The following is a 21,191-nucleotide window of genomic DNA, read 5'->3' as shown; positions in this document are numbered from 1 at the left end:
GGCCGGATAGACTCTCCTCGGCATGCAATCCCGCCGCCGGCCCCGCCGGAATCCCCTTGCAGTCCTCCCGGCCGTCGCCGTGCTCACAGTGGTGGCCGTGGCCTGCGGCTCCGATGAGGAAACGTTCTCCGGAATCACCCAGACCGGAGTCACCACAGCCACGGATCCCTCCACCGACACCACGGCCGGACCCCGACCCGACCCGGTCGAAGACACCACTACCACGATCGGAGCGGCCGATCCGACCGCGGAAGACCGGCCGGCCTACGTCAACCATGTGGAAGTGCTCATCCTCGAGTCCTTCCCGCCGCAGGTGTCGGTGGAGATCGAAGGAGACCATCCCACACCCTGCCACGAGACCCTCACAGAGGTCACCGAGGACGGAAACGACTACACAGTCATGGTCTGGAGCGTGGCCCCGGAGGCCGGCACCGTATGCGCCCAGGTGCTCGAGCCGTTCGAGGAGGTAGTACCGATCGGGAACGGGTTCGAGCCCGGTGACTACACCGTGACGGTCAACGGGGACACCCATCCGTTCTCCATCTGATCGCGATCCGGTACGTCCCGCAAACTCGGCCTGCGGGTCCGGGCAGTCCTGACGGGGACCAGTCACCGATGGGGGCCGGCGCGATCCGCAAACTCCGGGGGATACCGGCGATCCTGGTGCTCGCTGCCACGGCCTGCGGGACGAGCGGACCGGATGCGACTCCCTCCACAGAACCTCCGACCACTCCGGCGACCACGGCCACACGACCGAGCACGACCACCACATCGGTCCCGTCCACCACCACGTCGGCGACCGTTCCGGCAACCACGTCCACCTCCACCGCGCCAACCACGACCACCACCTCCACGACGACCACCACGGTCCCCGAGCCGCCCGGGATCGTCGAGATCGTCATCTCGGAACCGGCCGACATACGCACCCTGGACCCAGTCAACTCCGACGGCAGCGGTCGAGACGCTCCGGTCCTGACCACCGTCTATGAGACCCTGGCCTGGACCAGCCCTTCCGGCGAGGTGCTGCCCAGGCTTGCCACCCGATGGACCATCTCCGAGGACCGCACGACCTACACCTTTCACCTGAGGCAGGGAGTCAGGTTCCACAACGGTGACGAGTTCACTGCCGAGGACGTCGTCTACAGCGTCACCCGCGCCCTCACCGGGGGAAGCGCTCTTGTACGCCAGCGGGCCCGGAACCTCTTGGCCGTGACCGCGACCGGCGATTACACCGTGGTCTTCGAACTGAGGGAGCCGTCCAGCGCCTTCCTGTTCGAAATAGCCGACCCCACCGGGTCGGGATTCGCATCGATGCTGACGGAGACGGCGGCCACCCACGGAACGGAGCCTGTGGGGACCGGGCCGTTCCGGTTCGTCTCTTACACCCCCGGCTCGGAACTGGTCCTCGAACCCAATCCTGACTATTGGGATCCTTCCGCCCTTCCCGGCTACGAACGCCTCCTGGTTCGCATCATCGAGGACGAGCCGGACCGGGTGGCCGCCATCAAGGCGGGAGAGGTGGCATTGATCCGGCCGGACACCATCGAGGTAGCGGCCGGACTGGCCGGGGACCCGCTGCTCGAGACGGTGGGAACGCCGGCATGGACCATCTGGCTCCATGCCGCCCGTACGGGCAGGACCGCGAACGACGCGCTGGTTCGAGCTCTATGGCTGTCCCTGGACCGCCAGGCGCTGTCCGACATCGCCTTCTCCGGCGAGGCGGCGCCGTGGTCCACTTCGCATCCCTTGCTGGCCTACGGTCAGGGTCCTGCCGACCTTCCAGGATACCGGCGCGATGTCGAGGCGGCCACGCAACTCCTAGGGGAGGCCGGGTACGAGGAAGGCACCACCCTCGAGTTGCTCTACCCGGAGCAGGACGGGTACCCGGATGGGTTCTTCGAGGCCCTGCAGGCCTCGTGGGCCGAGGCCGGGATCGGAGTCGAGCCGGTGCTCGTCGACCGCGCCACCTGGCTCGCCAGGCTGGTCACCGCCGACTACGACCTGACCGTCACGCGCCACAGATGGTACGCCAACCCCTACCGCTACGTGCTCCCGAGGCCGGGCTGGCAGGCGCCTCCCGAGGACATCCTCCCCCAACTGATTCCGGCCCTGACGGACCTGGCGATCGCGGCCGACGAGGATCGCCCGGATGCCTTCAATAGGGTCCAACTGATCGAGGCAGAGCACGGGTACCCCTTTATCGGGGTCGTATACGTCAACTCGCACCACGTCTACCGCACCGATCTGATCGAGAGCGCAGACGTAACCGGTTCGGTAACGGGTGACAGGCGTGCTCTATACCTCTCCCTGGTGCCTGCCGGATAGTTGTCGATACCCTCCGATTGGCTCTTTGCATCCGGTATCCGGTATGAAGCCCGCTGTGCAGGGAGACGGATCTCATGGGCGCGGTCCGGGGGTCCCTGCTACAGTGACCCGGCCAACCGTTCCGGCACCGGTAGACGTAGTGCAAGACCCTCTCCGATCCCCTGGGCTCCAAATCGATGACCCTTTGGGATCGGAGAGCGACAGACGCTATAAATACGGGTTGCGCCGGTACGAGGCGTGATCCTTGGGAATTGACTGTGCCCAACATGGCAAACAAGCGAGCGGAAGGACCTCGAATGAAGAAGTTTCGTGGCGCCATCATCTTGATGGTGGCCCTAGCGTTGCTGGCGTCAGCCTGCGGCGGCGGCGGCGACGGTTCAGCCGAGGCCGAGGCGGCAGCGGCGGCAGCGGCGGCCCAGGCAGCGGAAGCCCAGGCGGAAGCCCAGGCGCAAGCCGATGCGGCAGCCGAAGCCCAGGCGCAAGCCGATGCGGCAGCGGCCGAAGCAGCAGCGGCCCAGGCGGCCCTGGAAGACGCTCAGGCCGACCTCGAAGCCACCAGAATGGCGGCGGAGGAAGGCGATGCTGAGGCCCAGGCGGCCCTGGAAGCAGCCGAGATGAGAGCCGAGGAAGAGGCCGAGGCGGCAGCGGCCGCGGCGGCCGACGCAGCGGCAGCCATGGAGGCGGCTGAGGAAGCCCAGATGGCTCTGGAAGAGTCCATGATGGTCACGGCGCCCGAGGTCCGTTCCGCTGAGGTGCGCATGGGCATCTACCCCTGCTGCGCCGACCTCGCCTACTGGCAGATCCCGATCGAGCTGGGCTGGTGGGAAGAGTGGGGTATCACCATCACTCCGAACCAGCCGACCTATCACTACTTCACCGCCTCCCAGGAGATCGTTCCCTGGTTGGAGCGTGGTGACGGCGATGTGGCCCAGGGTTGGGTACCGGGTGTATTCGGAACGCTGGAGACCTTCGGTCAGAGCATTCCGCCCATCCACTTTGCTGACATCTACGTCGGCTATGCCATCCTGGTGGCCCCGGACAGCGAGGCCAAGACCGCAATCGAGTTCATGGACGAGGGCATGAGCTTCGCGGACGCGGCCACGGCAGCGGTACAGCAGCTGGTCGGTAAGGAAGTCCATATCCCGCCGCACAGCACGACGCAGTCCCAGTACTCGGATGCCTTCTTCGCCTACCTGCCCCAGTGGTGGGAGGACGTTCAAGAGGACATTGCGGCGCTGGACGGCGAAGGCAACCAGTTGATCCTCCTCAACAGGGACGGAACCCCCGCCCTTGACGACAACGGGAATACGCAGCCGATCCGCATCACCACCAACGACTGGCGTAACTACTCCACTCCGGTGTATGTGGACGATCCGACCATCGTGCAGCTTTCGGCGCAAGCGGGGCGTATCGAGTTCGCCATGCCCTATGGCGCTCCGACCCTGGTGCAGATGATGCGCAACGGCTGGGATCCGCTGATCAACTTCGCGATGATGTACGAGCACGACGCCCTGTCACAGCAGACCGCGATCGCCTCATCCACCGTTGGCGGCACCGGCCTTTTGGCTCGCCGCGAATGGGTCGAAGAGAACAAGGACCTCGCATACCGGGTCGTCGCTATGGCGAACCGTATCCTGGCCTATCTCGAGGACCCCGATAACCAGGCCACCGGTTGGGAGATCGAGGCCAACATCATCAACGAGAAGCGCGGCCTCTCCATGGAGCCCGAGGACATCGGAGTGATCTGGGATACGATCGATCCGTCCTTCAACTGGGAAGACCAGGAAGCCCTCTGGGATCTGAGCTTGCCGAGCTACCACCCCGAAACCGTATTCAGGACCCAGATCGAGGCCCTGAAGGCGAGGGGAGTCCTGTCCGAGACCTACGACACGCAGGCGGGATTGGAAGAGTTCCTGCTGGCCCAGGAGATCTACTACGACCTCAAGGGCATGCAGGACCGCTCCGATGATCTGTTCGCCCGTGCGGGCGGCATGTCGCTGTCGGACAGCCAGCAGGCTCTGGTCACCCAGGCCCAGGCCTACTACGACAACTACAACTTCTACGACAGTCTTCGCTTCCTTGAGGCAGCCCTGATCGGCTAGTCTCACCAACGGACCGAAGACAACGCGACCTGCTTAGACAGGCAGTGAGAAAGTCGGCGCGGGGTCGGATTATCCCTCCGGCCCCGCGTTGGCTTGTAAGCCCAAAAGCACCTGGCGGCGCTGCCTCAAGGAGCCCGCAAGCCGGTCGCCATTCACATGAAGGACACTGATACCCCGTGACGATGACCTCCAAAGACGTCCTCGACGTGCGCGCCAAGGCACTACGAGAAAAACGGCGTCGGAGAATTGCCAGCATTATCTATATTGCTTTGGGGATAACTCTATTTTTCGTTGCCTGGGTGCTGCTTTCGCTGGAGGCATCGCCTTGGCACTACGACATCCCTCCGCCGTTCGGCGCGGTGGGTCCCTTCCAGGACATACTCCAGGGGATGTGGGGGCTGTTCCAGGGGGAAGGCGCCATAGCCCACTTCTGGCGCAACCTTGGAACCAGCCAGGACATGAGGATCAAGTTCGTCCACGCCTGCCCGGATCTGCACCCGGCAAACGTCAATAATCCGTTCAGACAGATCATTTCCAGCCTGATGGGATGGAAGTACAACGCCGATAATCTGCTGCCAGGCCAACCCTCGCCGGTGCCGATCGGCCAACTGCCCGACTATTGCTACGGCTACGGTATCCATCTGCTCGTAACGATCATCCGTATCCTGATCGGAGCGGCGCTGGGCACCATCGCCGGCCTTGCGATCGGTCTGTCGAGCCTCGTTTTCCCGAAGGTCGCCCAGGTATTCACACCAGTGGCCTCCTTCTTCGGAACCGCCCCCATCTTCATCGCCGCACCGTTCTTCGTCATCTGGTTCGGTGTCGAAGTACCGATCATGACCACCATCGGCCTGGTGACCTTCTACACGACCCTGCTCATGTACTTCTTCAGCCGGCGGGCCGCCGAGAACATTCCCGTCGGGATCGTCGAGTCAGCCCTCACACTCGGGGGAACGCCTCGTTCGATATTCCGCTGGGTCTACCTGCCCGGCACGGTTCCCGAGATCGCTGGAGGCTTCCGCATCGCACTGGCGGGCGCCTGGGGTCTGGGCGTGCTGGTCGAGGTGCTTGGCATACAGGTTGGAGGAGGGCACCTGATCGATATCTGGAGGTTCTTGATCGGCCAGCTCCAAGCCCCATCAGCACTCGTGGCGTTGATCACCTTCTACGGGGTTCTCGCGGTGGTGGTCGACGCATTACTGCTGGTGATCATCCGTTACCTGACCAGGTGGTCCGAGGCCGGCCGCCGACTAGGGCTTTAGACAAGGAGGAACATCAATGTCAAGAGTCGTCAGCTTCGAGGGCCTATGGTGCGTTTTCGAGCACCGGTCCGGCCAACTGGTCAACGCCCTCCACGATGTGAATTTCGAAGTCCAACCCGGTGAGTTCGTCTGCGTGGTCGGGCGATCCGGCCACGGGAAGACCACGCTGCTGCGGGTTCTGGCCGGACTGCAACCGCCGACCGCCGGCCAGATAAGGCTGGGAGAAGCGGTTGTCGAAGGACCCGGCGCCGACCGGGCGATGGTTTTCCAGCAGGACACCGTCTTTCCGTGGCTTCACGTCCGCGAGAATGTCGAGTTCGGCCTCCGCGCCTTGAAGGTCGAAGATGAGGAAAGAGAAAACACGACTGCCCGCTGGTTGGAGGCGGTAGGCCTGACCGACTTCGCTGATTCGTGGCCCCGGGAACTCTCAGGAGGCATGCGCAAGCGGGTGGCGCTGGCGGCAGCCATGGCGGTGGGCTCCGACGTGATCCTTATGGACGAGCCCTTCGGATCCCTCGACTACTTCACCCGCCGCAATCTCCATGACGTGCTCCTGGACCTGTGGGAAGAGACACAGAAGACCATTTTCTTCGTGACCCACGACATCGAGGAGGCTCTGATACTGGCCGATCGTGTGATCCTCCTGGCTGAAGGAAAGCTGGTGGACGACATCCGGGTCGACCTGCCGCGACCTCGTGACGAGGATGTGCGAGCCAGTTCGGCCGCCGTCGATATCACCAAGACGATCCTGGCCCACCTGGGAATCACCGAAGAGGAAGCGACCCAGGTTTGAGCCAATCACGTCTGCTCCGTCGGTTGTTCCGTATCGGGTTGGTCGTATGGGTGCTCGCAGTTCCATTGATCCTATTGCGGTTACCAACACGTCTTCCATTTGTTGATTGGAACTACGAGAACGGCGAACTCCCAATCACGTGGTCCTTTCTGCTGACGTGGCTAATCCTCGCCTTGTGCTTCCCGTTGATACTTCGCCCAACTCCGTTCATAAACGCTCTCAAGAAAACAGCGACAGGCCTATTGAGGGCGCTCTACGAGTTGGCACTTGTCGTCCCATTCTTAGCATTGCTCCTTGGATGGATCATTATCTCCCGATTCTTCGTTTATACTGACATCACGTTGATAGCTTCCATAAGGGACCAAACATGGATAGCTGTCATAGGGCTAGTCATTATCTTTGGAGTATTCATCCTCTCGATGTTCATACTCGTACAGATACTAAGGCAAACAGAACAATCAAAGATTTCGATTACCCAGCTCCGCTGGGCCCTCCTTCTTCCTTTACTTGCGATGGTAATCGGCTGGTCGGCTTTGGCTAGTAATATACTCACCAACCTAGATTCACTAGCTGCTGGCGTCCGCGGACGTATTGTTTTGTCTCTTACTGTTGTCCTCTTTGTTGCTTTTGTAGGTGCGCTGCTTACACTTTTGGGATCGATAACTTCTTCCGGCCAGTCGGCTACAGTCTTCAATAGACTAAGAGCACAATCTCGATTCCTTGGCGCGCTCCGTGACAATCCACTCTTTTTCGTCACCTGGGCAGTGCTCCTGGTGGGTTGGCAGGTCGTGTCGTACGTTGCGCCGGAGGGGACTCTTGAACATCCGCTCGTGCCGGGTTTCGACTACATCATCTACAACGCCCTTTACAGATTGTCCGGCAACTGGGACCTGTTCGGAGGGTTCAGCCTCGCCGGACTGACCGTACAATTCGGAGAGTTGGCGCCCTTCCCCGCCATAGAGGGTGCCGAGTCGAGGACCTGGACGGCCGTGTTCCTGGCCCTGGGCTTCCATTCCTTCATGACCCTGTCCCGACTGGTGGCCGGCCTGGGTGTCGGGTTGCTAGCCGGTCTGGCTACCGGTCTCGCCCTTCCCTACTGGTCCGCCCTGCGCCAGATATCGTGGGCGCCGTTCAACTTCCTGAGAATGATTCCACTGCTGGCGGCGATCCCTTGGATGCAGTTCGCCCTGGGAGTCGATCTCCGCGCCACCACCCTGTTTATCGGCTTCGGCGTATGGGTGATGCTGGTGGTGGCGACCATGAACGCCGTGGCCAATGTGCCCGACAGATACATCGAGAGCGCCCGGACTCTGGGCGCGTCGCGGCTGCGCACCTACTTCAAGGTGATCGTGCCGGGGGCCATGCCGGAGTTGCGTACCGCGCTTCTGCTGGCCGGTGGGCTCGGGTGGTCGTTGACGATCGCCGCCGAGTTTCTGGGCTTCCCGACCGGATTGGGCTTCATGGCCGCTGCGGCGGTTCAGGAAACCAACACGGCTCGGCTGGTCATCGTGGCCATCGTGGTCGCTTTCTACTCGCTCCTGACCTTCTACCTACTCAACCAGTTGTTCAACCGGATGGTCAGCTGGATGCCGCAACGGACCAGCGGGACCACGGACATCTCCAAGGTGGCTGGCGCCGCCGGCGCTGCAGGTCGCGCCGGAGACCAACTCCACGAATAGTCCGAATCGACAACGGGATTCGGCCCAGGGCAGTGACCCGGTCAGGACATAGATCATGCTGATCGGGGCCGTATTCGGACTGATCACGGCGGTGACGCTGGGCGTCAACAACCTGCTCACCGCGGTTGTGGCCCGCCGGTTCGGGGTTCTGCGCTCCACCACCGTCACCCTGACCATCGCATTCGTGGTGATGATCGCCTGGGCGGTGGCGATCGGTGTTCCCTTCGAGATCACGAGGGACCAGATCATCCTGCTTGGCCTGCTGGGTGGAGCCGCAGCCACGTCCTTCCTGGGGAGCTACATGGCCCTGCGGCTCGGCCCGGTCTCGGTGGTGAGTCCCATCTCGGCCCTGTCGGGCGCCATCACCGTGCTCTATTCCTACTGGCTGCTCGCGGAGCGGCCCACCGCGGTGCAGTGGATCGGGATTCCCATCGCCGCGGCAGGGGCGGTCCTGGCTTCGCTGGTGATCGAGAAGGGCGCCAAGATCCGCCTGGTCACATGGGGCCCTGTCTTCGCCATGATCGCGGTGCTGGTGGGCTCGCTCTCCAACGCTGGGCTGAAGATCCCCATCCGTGACGGCCTCGACTCCAACTGGACCATCATCACCCAGCGGTTCTACACCGTGGCCTACGTCGCCCTGATCTTCGTGATCATCGCCCGGATAACCCAGAACAGGAACCGGGAGGGGAAGGCGTCTCGCCTGGAGGACTGGGACAAGAGGCAATCGAAGATCACCTGGCGCAACGGATGGCTGCTGGGCCTGGTGGGTGTCATCGACGCCATCTCCTTCGTGACCTTCGGATACGGTCTGGCCCACGCCCCGGCCTGGTTGATCGGGTTGCTGTCCCAGAGCGGCCGCGTGATCGCAGTGATCGGCGGGGTGATCTTCTTCCACGAGCGGCTCCACCACCTGCAGTGGACGGGGGTTGGGCTGGTGGCGGTCGGCTTGGTGATGTCCATCGCCGGCTAGATGCGGCCGGCGGGCGGATTCCTCTCGTCCGCCAGCACTCTCATTCGTCTATAGCTGAGCCATATGCTACTGTCCACAATGGAGGACAACGTTATATCCCACGCCACACGGAGAGTGTGATGACAACATTGACCTACCAGGATGCGGCCCGGCATCTGCTGGCACAAGGCTTCGAGGAACTGGCCGAAGGCGACTCCCGGCAGGCATCCGAGAAGGGCTGGGGCGCAGCAGCGCAGATGATCAAGGCCGTAGCCTCCACCCGAGGCTGGAAACACGACAACCACGCCGCCCTCTACCGCGTGATAGGCCGCCTGGTGAGGGAAACCGGCGACGACGATATCCGCAGCCGGTTCAGTACGGCCAACGCCCTCCACCAGAACTTCTACGAGAACTGGGGTGACGCCGACTACGTAGCCGGCGGCCTAGCGGACGTACGCGGCCTGCTCGACAGGCTGGAACCGCTGCTGGACCACCAGGGAACCCATCCCCTCGCCTAGCCTTCCGAGCCGGCCAAAGAACGCGAAAATCGCGCCAAGCAGGCGCCCCCGCTGGGCCCTCCCCCGCCTCCACCACCGTGTTTGGAGCGTGGTCGGCCATGCCCGGCCGGATGCCGGGAATCGGCGGTTCGCTCCATCGAGCTGTCATGTTCCCTCAGGCCGGCCGATCCGATCGGTAGGACGCTATCAGCCGGTGTTGGTGCTTGGCGATTGCCAAGATAGATGAAGGGTGTGACACGAACGGAAAGTGTGTGACGTTCGGCGGCCGGCCCTGCCGCTGAGGGACCGGTCAGATCTTCGGGAAGTTGTACCGGAACACGCCCCCGGTCCGGACCATCTCCGCCGCGATCCCGTCGGCGTGCTGGATGAAACGGTTCAGCATGGCGTTGATCTGATCCGGCACATCCTGGAGAGCCTTGTGACCGGCCCCCACCACTTTGCCGATCACCACCTGAGGACATAGCTCGCGCAGCAGATCCAGGTCCAGATCGGGCTGGCCGCAGTCGATGTACAGGTAGGGGCACTTCACGCCCCGCATGATGGGCTCGGCGTCGAATCCCATCATGCCCTTCCATCCGTTGAGGATCACATGGTCGGGCACCTCGGCCAGCCGCTCGGAGATGGTCGCGACCCGGGACGGGTCGTCGGTCGGAAGGTAGGAGGCGCTGAGGAACATGCGCAGCGTCTCGCGGAAGTCGCTCTCTGCGGTCATCAGATGATCGAAGGGACCGTGGTGTTGCTGGTGCCAGCCGGGGATGTTGGAGGGCGAGTCGAGGCTGGCGATGGCCCCCACCAGCTCAGGGTGGCGGGAAGCGGCGGAGATTATCACCTGGCCGCCCATGCTCTGGCCGACCAGCACCGGCCTGTCAAGCCCCAGTTGGCGGATCAGTTCCGCCACGTCGTCCCCGTGCTGCTCCATGGTGTACACGACATCGGGCTTGTCGCTCTCGCCATGACCCCGCAGGTCCACCGCCAGGCAACGATGGTTCGGGGAGAAGTACTCCTCCTGGTTGCCGAAGCCGGTGCGGTTGCCGAAGCCGCCGTGGATGAAAATGATGGCCGGGTCCCCCGAGCCGAGTTCGTGGTAGGCGATCCGAACGCCGTCCGGGGTGGTGATGGTCTGGGTAGTCATGCCTGCGAGCTTAGCCCCGCCTCGCGTGGGCCCTATCCGGTCGCCGCGGCCGAGCTAGACCTCCGGGAAGTTGTACCGGAACACTCCCCCGGTACGGACCATCTCCGCCGCGATCCCCTCCGCATGCGCGATGAAACGGTCCAGCATGGCGTTGATCTGATCCGGCACATCCTGGAGAGCCTTGTGACCGGCCCCCACCGTCTTGCCGACCACCACCTGAGGACATAGCTCGCGCAGCAGATCCAGGTCGATGTCGGGCTGGCCACAGTCGATGTACAGGTAGGGGCACTCGACCGCCCGGAGTACGTCGGTGGGGTCGTAGTCCACCTTGCCCGCCCAGCTGTTGAGGATCACATGGTCGGGCACCTCGGCCAGGCGCTCGGCCATCTGCCCCAGCCGGGAGGGATGGTCGGTCGGCAGGTAGGCGGCGCTGAGGAAGGCGATCAACGTCTTCCGGAAGGGTCCGTCCGGGGTCATCAGATGGTCGTAGGGGCCATGGAACCGCTGATGCCAGCCGGGGATGTTGCTGGGAGAGTCCAGGCTGGCCACGGCCTTAACCAGATCCGGGTAGAAGGCGGCCACCGAGATGACCACCTGGCCGCCCATGCTCTGGCCGACCAGTACCGGCCGGTCGAGGCCCAAGTGCCTGATTAGCTCCGCCACGTCGTGCCCGTGCTGCTCCATCGTGAGCAACTGGTCCGGCTTGTCGCTGTCACCGTGACCGCGCAGGTCCACCGCCACGCACCGATGGTTCGGAGAGAAGTACGCCTCCTGGTTGCCGAACCCGCGCCGGTTGCTGTAGGCGCCGTGGATGAAGATGATGGCCGGGTCCCCCGACCCGACCTCGTGATAGGCGATCCGGGTGCCGTCGCTGAGCGTGATCGATCGGGCTGGGTGGGCCATCAGGCGAGCATAGTTGCCCTGCTTCCGGATTCGTGCGTCCGCCCGGTTACCCGGTATCAACCCTGTCGAGGATGGTTCCTGCAAGCGCCCGGAAGTCCCGGTAGCAATCTCGGACCGCCCGGGCGTGCCCGCCTATGGCTCCGTCGGCCGGCTCCAGGGCGAAGATCGGCTTGCGTGCTTCCTGTGCCATCGGCATCAGGCTCCGGTAGTGCCTGAGGATGGCGAGACAGTTGGGGTCATCGCTCACGGTCAAGGCAGACTGCGGATCCTGGCTGCAGACCTCTCGGGAGTAGACGCTCGGGATGCGATCCATCCACCGCTGGTAGGCCATGACGGGACGATCCTGGCGGATGGCATGCTGCATCACTACGTAGCCGAGCGGTCGCATCGCACCGTCGGGCAACGCCAGGTCCGCTACCGGATTGCGGGGACGCCGCTCCGCCCATTGCTCGCGCCAGTCCCGCAGGGTAGGTCCGAGGTTCCGCAGTCCGTGAAGGGAATACAGGTCCGGCGCCAGGGGAACCACCACGTAGTCCGCCGCTACCAGGGCGGCCCGGTTCAGGGCGCCGAGATTCGGCCCGACATCCACCAGCACCAAGTCAGCCTCGGCCTGGACCGCCGCCCTTCGCAGGACGCGCCATAGGGCCGAGACGACCCGGAAGGCGCGCGGTTTCCGGTCCAGACAGCCGGGCCACTGGCCGGAGATCTCGTCCTCCGCAGCCGCCAGTTTCAGGCCACCCACCACCAGATGAAGGCCGGGGCCACGCTCCACCAGGTGTGGGGAACCGATATCGCCTACCCCCTCCAGCAATGGTTCGAGGGCGCCGTAGACCGTGGTCCGCCCCTGACCCTCCCAGAGCGGCTCGAGACTGTCGTGATCGATGAACAGGCTGGTGAGGTTCGCCTGCGGGTCCAGATCGGCGGCCACGACATTGCGGCCAAGGCCCGAATACATCCACGCCAGGTGGTAGACCAATGAGGTCTTGCCCACACCACCCTTGTTGTTGAAGAAGGCAACGAGTCTCATGTCATGTCACGGGCCTCATGTGACGGGTGCCCGGCCGGGGTGCGCAAGGTCCGAATGACGCACTGTCTCGGCTACCGGTCCGGGAAGTTGTACCGGAACACTCCCCCGGTACGGACCATCTCCGCCGCGATCCCCTCCGCATGCCGGATGAAACGGTCCAGCATGGCGTTGATCTGATCCGGCACATCCTGGAGAGCCTTGTGACCGGCCCCCACCGTCTTGCCGACCACCACCTGCGGGCAGTGCTCGCGCAGCAGATCGAAGTGCAGGTCGGGCTGGCCGGAGTCGACGTAGAGGTAGGGGCAGGTCATCCGGCGCAGGGTGTCGCTCGGCTCGTAGGCCTTCATCGCGTCCCAGGCCCGGACGATCATGTGGTCCGGTATACCTGCCAGGCGCTCCTCGAGGCCCCCCACCCAGGAAGGATCGTCGGTGGGCAGGTAGGCGGCCGCCAGGAACCGGTGCACGCCCTCCCGGTAGGGGCCGTCGAAGGTGATCAGATGATCGAAGGGCGAATGGAAGCGTTTCTGCCAGCCGGGCATGTTGCTCGGCGAATCGAGGCTGGCCACCGCACACACCAGCTCGGGATGGCGAGCGGCCACCGAGATGACCACCTGGCCGCCCATGCTGTGACCGACCATGACCGCCGGGGGAAGCTCGAGGTGGCGCATCAACTCCGCCACATCGTCGGCGTACCCCGCCATCGAGTAGACCTGGTCGGGCTTGTCGCTCTCGCCGTGGCCGCGCAGATCCACCGCAATGCAACGATGGTTCGGAGAGAAGTACTCCTCCTGGTTTGCGAACGCTTGGCGGGATCCGTAGATGCCGTGGATGAAGACGATGGGCGGATCTCCGGCGCCCACCTGCTGGTAGGCGATACGGACCCCGTCCGAGGTGGTGAAGGATGAACTCATGAGTCCGAGCATACCGCCGGCCAGGCCCCGGAGCCGGTCGGCGGTTGGCAGATCCAGCCGCCGTGCCATATGGTCCGCCGAGGCGGCCGCTGCTACGTGCCGGCGAAGAAGTCCAGGAGGGTCGAGGCGGCCTGGTCGACCTGGGAGTCGGTGATCTGGGGGAAGCAGGGCAGGCCGATCATCTGGGAGGCGGTTCGCTCTGCTACCGATAGTGAACCTGCCCCGAGACCCATCCACTCGTACGCGGGATGTAGGTGGAGCGGCGGGTTGTAGTACAGGCGGGTGGCGATGCCGTGGGCGGCGAGATGGGCACGCGCCTCGTCCCGGAGGTGGGCGGGCACCAGCACGTTGTAGGCGAAGTAGACATGGCGCGCCCAGGGCGCTTCGTGGACGGCCGTCACCGGCGTCCCCGCGAAGGCCTCCCGGTAGAGGTCGGCAGCACGCCGGCGGCCCGCGATCCGGCCCTCGAGCGTCGGGAGCTTGGCGGCCAGAACGGCCGCCTGGAGGGTGTCGAGGCGCTGGTTGTACCCCTGCTCCAGCACCGTCCAGCCGTGGCCCCCGGTCAGATCCTTGCCGGAGAGCTTCTGGCCGGGAGCGTGACCGTAGTTGCGGAGCACATTGACGCGGTGTGCCAGGTCTGGGTCGTCGGTGACCACGATCCCCCCGTCGCCATAGCCTCCCAGGATCTTCCCCGGCGCCAGGCTGAAGCAGCCGAGGGGCCCGAAAGTGCCGGTCTTTCGGCCTTTGTACTCGGCGCCCACGGCGAGGGCCGAATCCTCCAGCACCACGATCCCGTGCCGGTCGGCAATGGCGCGGATCGGGTCGAGGTCGGCCGGATGGCCGAACAGGTGGACCGGAAGGATCACTCGGGTTCGTGGCGTGATCGCCTCCTCCAGCCCGGCGGGGTCCATGGTGAAGGTGTGCCTGTCCGTATCCGACAGGACCACCCTCGCTCCGGCGTGGGTCACCGCCGCCGCGGTGGGTGTGTCGGTGTTGGGAACCGTGATCACCTCGTCGCCGTGCTCCAGGTCGAGCGCCGCCAGGGCGAGATGGAGCGACGCCGTACCGGAGCCCACCCCGATGGCGTGCCGAGCGCCCACGTAGGCGGCGAAGGCCTCCTCGAAAGCCTCGAGTTCCTCACCGAGGACGTAGAGGCCGCTGGCCAGCACCCGGTCGATCGCATCGTGGATCTCGGTCTTGAGCGACCCGTACTCGGCGGCCAGATCGGACATGGGTACTACCACGGCGAAGCCCTCCATCAGGTTGGTGATTGCGGGGAATCCTACCCGCGGGCCGGGTTGGGCACCGTCCGGACACAAGGGATGCCGGAGGCATTTCTCGATACGCCCTACGACTCCGAGCCTGGAATGTCGAGGCGGCCGGGGTGAGGATCCGATCCGGCCGGATCCGGGCCGGAGGAGACCAGGGCGGCCAGGATCGTGGTGATGGGCACGGCCGCCACCAGCCCGATCGATCCGCACAATGTGCGAACTATTACCACCGCCACCATCTCGGAGTTCGCCACCATCACCAATGACTGATCGGAGACGACGAACAGCATCAGCAGGGGGATGGCGGCGCCCGCATAGGCCAGCAGGAGGGTGTTGACCGTTGAGGCGATGTGCTCCCGGCCCACCCGGACTCCGGACGAGACCAATTCGTAGACCCCGAGGCCCGGATTCCGGTGGCGGAGTTCCGACACCAGAGCAGCCTGGGTCACCGTGATGTCGTCCAGCGCGCCGAGTGCGCCGATGACCGCGCCGCCCAGGATCAAGGAAGAGACGTCCAGACCGCCGGCGATGAGGGGCAGAACCAGGCCCTCCTCGCTAGCCAGCCCGGTGAAGGCGGCCAGTTCGAAGAACGCCCAGGACAGGGCCAGCGTCAACCCGAGCGACAAGAGGGTTCCGGCCAGGGCTACGGTGGTGATCGGGTTGAAACCGTGGACGAGATACAGGCTCACGAACGCGATCCCCGACGCCGCAACCACGGAGACCAGCAGCGGATCGTTGCCGTCAAGTATGGACGGCGCCATGAATGCGAGCAGCACCACCAATGTGCCCGCCATACCCACCAGAGCCATCACGCCGCGCCGCCGCCCCAGCACGATCACGAATATGGCGAACAACGCACCCAGCCACGCCAGTGCGGTCCGGCGGTCGGCATCGGCGTAGAAGTAGAAGTCGGTGGACGGCTCGTAGCCGACTATCACCTTCTGACCGACTCGCAGGGAGGGCGTAGTAGCGGTGAAGGCGAGGTCCAGTTCCGGAAGGGCTACCAGCGAGCCCCGGGCCGGACCCTCATCCAGCAAGACCGTGACCTGGCGGCAGTCATAGGGATTCTCGGCGCTCGAATAACTGCAGGGACCGTCCCGGATTTCCTCCACGGTGGCCCCGTATCGGTCCGTCACGAGCCCGATCTCGTCAGCGCTCGCCGTCGCCGCCTTTACCCCCTCGTCGGTTGGCCACAGCGCCGCGACCCCGAACCCCGTCGCGACCGCTGCGCCGACCACCACGGCAAGCACCCACCGCAAGCCGGGGTAAGATGTCCAAGCCCTCCAGCCGCTGCCCGCGCGAGGGACCCCGGCATCGTCCGCAGGTTGTCCGAGAGGTTCAGCCATCCGGTTCCGAAGCTTAGGACGCCCCCCGAACCCCGATTCAGCCGATGGCCTGAGCGATCCCGATGATGCCGGCCAAGACCGCCGCGACACCGGCGTCCTGTATCCATGTAGCCCGGTACATGTCAGCCCGCGGCCCGGCTCGTTGTCGTGAGCATGCCTGGTCCGCGGGAGGGTTTCAACCCCCCTTCTCACCCAGCCTCGATCGACCGCCGTCGAACGGAAAGCTTGTGGGGGCTAGTCGGGAACTACGACGGTGCGGAGGGCCGAGCCGGTCTCCAGGTTCTCGAAGCCCTTCTCCATCTCCGAGAGCGGGATGGTGTGGGTGACCATGTCGTCGAGGTTCAGCCGGCCGGAGCGGTAGAGCGAATCCAGGACGGGGAAGTCCTGGGCCGGTATGCCCTCCCCCCCGTGGGTGGTCATCAGGGTTGACGTGTTGCGGAAGAAGGCCGACGGCTCGAACTCGGCCCGCAACCCGGGTGGCGGCACGCCGATCATCGTGACCACTCCCCCGTATGACAGCATCCCGATCGCCTGCTCCAGCGTGGCGCCCAGTCCCACCGCCTCGAAGGAGAAGTCGACTCCCTCGCCACCGGTCAGCGCGCGAACCTTCGCCACCGCATCCTCGTCGGCCGAATTGACCGCGTGGGTCGCCCCCATGGACAGAGCCCACTCCAGCTTGCGGTCGGATATGTCCACCGCGATCACCATCGAGGCATTGGCCAGGCTGGCGCCCTGCACGGTCGAGAGGCCGATCCCGCCGCACCCGATGACTGCGGCGGTCGCACCCGGCCAGACCCGGGCGGTATGGAACACGGCGCCGGTACCGGTCATGACAGCGCAGCCCAGCAGCGAGGCGGAGGTCATCGGCATCGCATCGCTGACCCTGAAGACGGCGCCGGCGTCCACCGGAATCCGCTCGGCGTACATTCCCAGGCCCATCGGCACGTCCACCGCAGTCCCGTCGGAGTCCAGTGAGACCGCGGGCGGGCGGGCGCCCGATGAATTGCAGCGCCGGGGGTCGTTGCGGTGGCACATCGGACAGGAACCGCAGGGCACCCGGCAACCGACCGCCACCCGGTCCCCCTCCCCAATGTGAGTGACACCGGAGCCGACCTCCTCCACCACGCCGGCGCCCTCGTGGCCCAGCAGCATCGGATACCGGGGTTTCCGGCCCGACTGCAGGCCCTTGGAGACCTTGTAGTCGGTGCGGCACACCCCGGCCGCCTCCATCCTCAGGATCACCTCGCCCTCCCTGGGAGAGCCGAAGGTGATCCTGGTGATCTCCACCCGCCCCGGCTCCGCCACCAGGGCGGCCCGGCTATGCATCCAGGTCGACCAGCTCGTCCTGGTCGTAGGTGAGCCGCTCGCCGCCGTCCGGAGTGACCCGCACGTTGTCGGACACGCATATCCCGCCCACAGCGAGGGACTCCGCCGGGTCGTCAAACGTGATCTGCGGGTGCAGGTTGATGACCATGTTGGTCTCCATCACCCGCTCCTTGCCGGGCACCCAGGGAACCTCGTGGGAATCGAGGCCAATACCGTGGGCCGTGTAGGCGACCGAGTCGAAGCCTCCCTGCCCGTACTTGCGGTGGACCCGGTCGCGGGCCGCCAGCACCTCGTCGGAGGATGCGCCGGTCTTCATCGCGTCTACACAGGCGTCGAGGGTCTCGATGCGTGTATCCCAGTAGCGGAGGATCTGATCGGAAGGACGCCCGAAACTGTAGGTGCGGCGCACCTCGACCCAGTAACCGGAGGGACCGCCCCATTCCAGATCGATGCAGAGAACATCGTCCCGTTCGATCTCGGCGTCCATCCCGAAGGTGTAGGCGCGGTAGGGCTGGCGGCTCATCTGAGCAATCCCATCGAGGCAACCATGCTGGCGGACCAGACGATGAGCCTCGGCCAGCACGTCCCGCTCGATCGCTCCCGGCCGGATGTGACCCTCGAGGCTCCGGAACACCTGGGCGATGATCCGGGAGGTCTCCCGCAGGTTCTCGATCTCCTCGTCGCTCTTGACGGCCTTGATGTCGTCAAAGATGTCGGTGGCGTCGACCAGCGTGGCGGTCTTACCGAACGCCTCCTGGAAGCCCATGTAGTGGGCGGCAGAGGTGATATCCGCCAGGCCCACGATGCCGATGGTCCCGTTGGAGATGCCGTGGTCGGAGAGTATCCCCGCGATCTCGACCGCCGGAGTCTGGGTGGCCCGGAAGTCCTGTATCCAGTTGACCAGCGCCACCCGGGAGAGGCCCCACAGCGGGTCCCCGATGAAGGTGGGCTCGCCCTTCTGCGGGAGGACGACCATCCCCCAGCCGGCCCACTGGAAGATGTCGCTCACGTACTGGACCCGGCCCCGTACGAACTCGTCGCCCCGGCTGCAGATGATCATGGCGTCGATCCCCGCCCCGGCCATGGCCTGGCGCAGTACTCGATGACGTCGTTCCCGCTCCTCGGGAGAGGAAATATGAGTGAGTGTGCCTTCTGCCATTCGGTGGGCTCCTTAGCTGTTGGGCGTCGGTATCGACGCCGGCTGGTAGGGGGCGGAGGGTTGCGGATCGGCGAGCTCGGCGACGATCTCGTCCGTGGTCCTCGAGGCGATGAAGCCGCCGTCCGTCATCCGGACGAGGGCGTTCTCGTGAAGCTCCGTGGTGGATGAGGTGCAGGCGTCGCTGACCAGCGTCACCGTGTAGCCGCTGTCGGCAGCGTCGCGGGCGGACAACTCCACGCAACCCTCGGTCACGATTCCCGTGAACACCAGGTTGGTGATGCCCATGCGCTTCAGGACGTCATTGATGTTGCTGGTGTTGAAGACGCTCGATGAAGTCTTGGAGAAGATCATCTCGTCGCCCATCGCCTTGATCTCCGGCAGCAGTTCGTCGTCCATGGGCACGCGGGGAACGGGCTCGAGGTCCGCAGTGGGCATGAAGGCCTTGCCGGCGTCCCTTCCATCGGCGGTGCGATAGGCCACCCGGACATGGATGACCTCCTCGCCTGCCTCCCGGAAGGCGTCCTGGCAACGGCGGACGTTGGGGAGGATGCCGTTGATATTGTCCCAGCGCTCCCGCATGATCTCCGGCTTCCCGGCTGCTTGGGCGATACGGCCGATCCAGCCGTCCTCATGGGCGTCCAGGTATTGGAGATCGATGGTCAGGAGGGCAGTACTCCCGGGCTCGATCGAAGGGAAAGACCTGCGGGGGAACAGGTCGTAGAAGGGATCGTGCAGGTCCATAGGCTCTGGCCTCTCTTTAGCCGGCGCGGTCGCTGGGAACGCGGTACTGGTCCGGCGGGCAGGCCACCCGTCGGGCGTACAGCCGCTCAGTATATTGCTTCCGGAGCCGCCCCTCCGCTGGACGGCGCACGGTTCGGAACCCATGCCGCCAATCCGGAACCTTCCCCTGCCCAGCGGGGCGCTGAGCCGTACGGACGGGCGCGTTCGTGTCACACCTTCGCTCTATGTTGTTGGATAACCGTAATTACCAGCAATCCGGTGCGGACGTCGACCGGACTGCCCGACGGATATCGTCGAGCCGGCCCCCGCATCGGGGATGACGGAACGCGCTCGACACCAAGGTGGTGGCGGCTGGGGGAGGGCCCGGCGGGTCGAGCCGCTCGACGCGATTTTCGCGTTCTTCCGAACGGGACATGGAGCGCACGCTTGTAAGGGCTGCTCGGACTCTCCCTAGCGACAGCTGACCCAGCCGGACTCCTCGCCGGAGGCCACGGCCGCGTCCAGCAGGCGGTGGAGATCCACGCCGTCACGGAAGTCGGGGCGGAAGCGGCGGCCGTCCCGGATCGCCTCGGCGAAGGCGGTGAGGGCTCGGGCAACGTTGTAGCCGGAGTGCCCCTCCGTAACGGGTAGCTCCGAGAACTGCTCGGCCGGGATCTCGACCTCCTCGAGATGGTCGGAGTCCTTCCGGCCGACCGAGACCTGAAGCGGTCCGGCCGACACCCTGACCGGACTGAACTGGTAGTAGGAAGGGGCTTCGAGGACCATCTGGCCCTCCTCGCCGATGATCCGCAGCGAGTACCCCTGGGGCGGGGAGGTGGTGTTGGACACGTAGGCGGTACCGATCACGCCACCGGACAGTTCGGCCATGGCCATCACCGTGTCGGCAGTCTGCCATTCGAAGGTGCCGCCCTCGGAGTAGACCCCGGCCGGTGAGAGGGTGAGTTGGCGGGCGCAGATGGACTCCACGTCGCCCAGGATCAGCCGGACCGAGTCGATCACGTGGCCGAAGGCCACGAACAGTGCGCCGCTGGCCTCCTCGTGGCGGACCAGCCAGGAGCGGTCGGAGTCGACCTCGAATTTGGAGAGCATCTGGGAGACCACGAAGGACAGCGGCCTGCCCACAGCTCCTTCGGCCACCAACCGGCGAGCCCAGGCAACGGCCGGAGCGAAACGTCCTTGCAGACCGACGGCGGTGGGTAGCCCGGCCCGGTCGGCCAGCGCCGTCATCTCGCGGGCCTCAGCCGTGTTCAAGGCTAGGGGCCACTCGCAGTACACCGGCTTGCCGGCCCGTAGAGCCGCCATGGCCAGCGGGTGATGGAGCCGGGGACGGACCGCCACCGTGACCAGGTCGACATCGGGGTCGGCGCACAGGTCCTCGACGTTCGAGTACCACTTGCGGGCGCCCCACTTCTCGGCCGCGGCCCGGGCGGTGGACTCGCGCGTGGTGCAGACCGCTTCCAGCGTCAGACCCTCGGCGGACCGAATAGCCGGCAGGTGGGCCCGGTCCCCGAAGCCGGGCGGGCTAGCGCCCACCACACCGACCCGCACCCGGTCAACGTCGCTCATGTGCCACCCGCTCGCGCAAAATCGCCCTCCCAAGAATCCTGGATGCGCCAGCGGTGACTGTACTAGTGCCCCCGCTGGTGGCCGACAACGCGATAATCCTCCCGCCGGACCGGTGCCAACCGGCTCTTCCCCGCGTGGGGGCGCTGTCTCGGTCTTGGATGGTGGTGCGTCTTCCGGCGGC

The 21,191-nt window shown here is 65.1% G+C and carries 18 protein-coding genes; 8 read left to right on the top strand and 10 right to left on the bottom strand.

The window, feature by feature from the left end; genetic code table 11:
* Positions 1-22: 22 nt before the first annotated feature.
* From ACOQPD_RS14930 to ACOQPD_RS14895, 8 genes are all read left to right on the top strand, one after another.
* Entirely contained in the window at positions 23-547 is a 525-nt protein-coding gene (locus tag ACOQPD_RS14930; protein WP_420612755.1) for a hypothetical protein, read from the top strand.
* A gap of 68 nt (positions 548-615) precedes the next feature.
* A complete protein-coding gene (locus ACOQPD_RS14925; RefSeq protein WP_420612754.1) occupies positions 616-2,325 on the top strand; it encodes an ABC transporter substrate-binding protein in 1,710 nt (569 codons plus the stop codon).
* A 296-nt stretch (positions 2,326-2,621) separates the two neighbouring features.
* Positions 2,622-4,427, top strand: coding sequence for a hypothetical protein (locus tag ACOQPD_RS14920; RefSeq protein ID WP_420612753.1), 1,806 nt, complete (start codon positions 2,622-2,624; stop codon positions 4,425-4,427).
* A gap of 182 nt (positions 4,428-4,609) precedes the next feature.
* Positions 4,610-5,689: an ABC transporter permease gene (locus tag ACOQPD_RS14915; RefSeq protein ID WP_420612752.1), complete on the top strand. Its 1,080-nt coding sequence runs from the start codon at positions 4,610-4,612 to the stop codon at positions 5,687-5,689.
* Positions 5,690-5,705: 16 nt separating this feature from the next.
* Positions 5,706-6,482, top strand: a complete 777-nt coding sequence (locus tag ACOQPD_RS14910) for an ABC transporter ATP-binding protein (RefSeq protein ID WP_420612751.1) — start codon at positions 5,706-5,708, stop codon at positions 6,480-6,482.
* A gap of 773 nt (positions 6,483-7,255) precedes the next feature.
* Positions 7,256-8,161 carry an ABC transporter permease gene (locus ACOQPD_RS14905; RefSeq protein WP_420612750.1) on the top strand — a complete coding sequence of 302 codons (906 nt, stop codon included), beginning with the start codon at positions 7,256-7,258 and terminating at the stop codon, positions 8,159-8,161.
* Between the two features lie 55 nt (positions 8,162-8,216).
* Positions 8,217-9,131, top strand: a complete 915-nt coding sequence (locus ACOQPD_RS14900; protein WP_420612749.1) for a DMT family transporter — start codon at positions 8,217-8,219, stop codon at positions 9,129-9,131.
* Positions 9,132-9,250: 119 nt separating this feature from the next.
* A complete protein-coding gene (locus tag ACOQPD_RS14895) occupies positions 9,251-9,628 on the top strand; it encodes a PaREP1 family protein (RefSeq protein ID WP_420612748.1) in 378 nt (125 codons plus the stop codon).
* Between the two features lie 289 nt (positions 9,629-9,917).
* Here ACOQPD_RS14895 and ACOQPD_RS14890 read toward each other — a convergent pair whose 3' ends face one another.
* The 10 genes from ACOQPD_RS14890 to ACOQPD_RS14845 all read right to left on the bottom strand — a co-directional run bounded on the left by ACOQPD_RS14890 (position 9,918) and on the right by ACOQPD_RS14845 (position 21,010).
* Positions 9,918-10,760, bottom strand: coding sequence for an alpha/beta fold hydrolase (locus ACOQPD_RS14890; protein ID WP_420612747.1), 843 nt, complete (start codon positions 10,758-10,760; stop codon positions 9,918-9,920).
* Positions 10,761-10,814: 54 nt separating this feature from the next.
* Positions 10,815-11,663, bottom strand: coding sequence for an alpha/beta fold hydrolase (locus tag ACOQPD_RS14885; RefSeq protein ID WP_420612746.1), 849 nt, complete (start codon positions 11,661-11,663; stop codon positions 10,815-10,817).
* A 46-nt stretch (positions 11,664-11,709) separates the two neighbouring features.
* Positions 11,710-12,690, bottom strand: a complete 981-nt coding sequence (locus ACOQPD_RS14880) for a ParA family protein (protein WP_420612745.1) — start codon at positions 12,688-12,690, stop codon at positions 11,710-11,712.
* A gap of 71 nt (positions 12,691-12,761) precedes the next feature.
* Entirely contained in the window at positions 12,762-13,670 is a 909-nt protein-coding gene (locus ACOQPD_RS14875) for an alpha/beta fold hydrolase (RefSeq protein ID WP_420612744.1), read from the bottom strand.
* A 23-nt stretch (positions 13,671-13,693) separates the two neighbouring features.
* Positions 13,694-14,845 carry a DegT/DnrJ/EryC1/StrS family aminotransferase gene (locus tag ACOQPD_RS14870; protein WP_420612743.1) on the bottom strand — a complete coding sequence of 384 codons (1,152 nt, stop codon included), beginning with the start codon at positions 14,843-14,845 and terminating at the stop codon, positions 13,694-13,696.
* A gap of 104 nt (positions 14,846-14,949) precedes the next feature.
* Positions 14,950-16,113, bottom strand: coding sequence for a YibE/F family protein (locus ACOQPD_RS14865; protein ID WP_420612742.1), 1,164 nt, complete (start codon positions 16,111-16,113; stop codon positions 14,950-14,952).
* Positions 16,114-16,452: 339 nt separating this feature from the next.
* A complete protein-coding gene (locus ACOQPD_RS14860) occupies positions 16,453-17,544 on the bottom strand; it encodes a zinc-binding dehydrogenase (RefSeq protein WP_420612741.1) in 1,092 nt (363 codons plus the stop codon).
* A complete protein-coding gene (locus ACOQPD_RS14855) occupies positions 17,537-18,703 on the bottom strand; it encodes a M24 family metallopeptidase (RefSeq protein WP_420612740.1) in 1,167 nt (388 codons plus the stop codon). The genes ACOQPD_RS14860 and ACOQPD_RS14855 overlap by 8 nt, the downstream gene beginning before the upstream one ends.
* A 12-nt stretch (positions 18,704-18,715) precedes the next feature.
* Entirely contained in the window at positions 18,716-19,444 is a 729-nt protein-coding gene (locus ACOQPD_RS14850) for a cysteine hydrolase family protein (RefSeq protein ID WP_420612739.1), read from the bottom strand.
* Between the two features lie 450 nt (positions 19,445-19,894).
* Complete coding sequence (locus tag ACOQPD_RS14845; RefSeq protein WP_420612738.1) at positions 19,895-21,010, bottom strand: Gfo/Idh/MocA family protein; 1,116 nt, start codon at positions 21,008-21,010, stop codon at positions 19,895-19,897.
* Positions 21,011-21,191 lie beyond the last annotated feature (181 nt).

The sequence above is a fragment of the Candidatus Spongiisocius sp. genome (assembly GCF_965221825.1).
GTDB lineage: Bacteria > Actinomycetota > Acidimicrobiia > Spongiisociales > Spongiisociaceae > Spongiisocius.
This window is presented reverse-complemented; position numbering and strand designations above follow the sequence as displayed.

Coding starts and splice junctions, on each gene's coding strand:
- ACOQPD_RS14930 (WP_420612755.1), top strand. CDS start 23: ATGCAATCCCGCCGCCGGCCCCGCCGGAATCCCCTTGCAGTCCTCCCG.
- ACOQPD_RS14925 (WP_420612754.1), top strand. CDS start 616: ATGGGGGCCGGCGCGATCCGCAAACTCCGGGGGATACCGGCGATCCTG.
- ACOQPD_RS14920 (WP_420612753.1), top strand. CDS start 2,622: ATGAAGAAGTTTCGTGGCGCCATCATCTTGATGGTGGCCCTAGCGTTG.
- ACOQPD_RS14915 (WP_420612752.1), top strand. CDS start 4,610: ATGACCTCCAAAGACGTCCTCGACGTGCGCGCCAAGGCACTACGAGAA.
- ACOQPD_RS14910 (WP_420612751.1), top strand. CDS start 5,706: ATGTCAAGAGTCGTCAGCTTCGAGGGCCTATGGTGCGTTTTCGAGCAC.
- ACOQPD_RS14900 (WP_420612749.1), top strand. CDS start 8,217: ATGCTGATCGGGGCCGTATTCGGACTGATCACGGCGGTGACGCTGGGC.
- ACOQPD_RS14895 (WP_420612748.1), top strand. CDS start 9,251: ATGACAACATTGACCTACCAGGATGCGGCCCGGCATCTGCTGGCACAA.
- ACOQPD_RS14890 (WP_420612747.1), bottom strand. CDS start 10,760: ATGACTACCCAGACCATCACCACCCCGGACGGCGTTCGGATCGCCTAC.
- ACOQPD_RS14885 (WP_420612746.1), bottom strand. CDS start 11,663: ATGGCCCACCCAGCCCGATCGATCACGCTCAGCGACGGCACCCGGATC.
- ACOQPD_RS14880 (WP_420612745.1), bottom strand. CDS start 12,690: ATGAGACTCGTTGCCTTCTTCAACAACAAGGGTGGTGTGGGCAAGACC.
- ACOQPD_RS14875 (WP_420612744.1), bottom strand. CDS start 13,670: ATGGCACGGCGGCTGGATCTGCCAACCGCCGACCGGCTCCGGGGCCTG.
- ACOQPD_RS14860 (WP_420612741.1), bottom strand. CDS start 17,544: ATGCATAGCCGGGCCGCCCTGGTGGCGGAGCCGGGGCGGGTGGAGATC.
- ACOQPD_RS14855 (WP_420612740.1), bottom strand. CDS start 18,703: ATGGCAGAAGGCACACTCACTCATATTTCCTCTCCCGAGGAGCGGGAA.
- ACOQPD_RS14850 (WP_420612739.1), bottom strand. CDS start 19,444: ATGGACCTGCACGATCCCTTCTACGACCTGTTCCCCCGCAGGTCTTTC.
- ACOQPD_RS14845 (WP_420612738.1), bottom strand. CDS start 21,010: ATGAGCGACGTTGACCGGGTGCGGGTCGGTGTGGTGGGCGCTAGCCCG.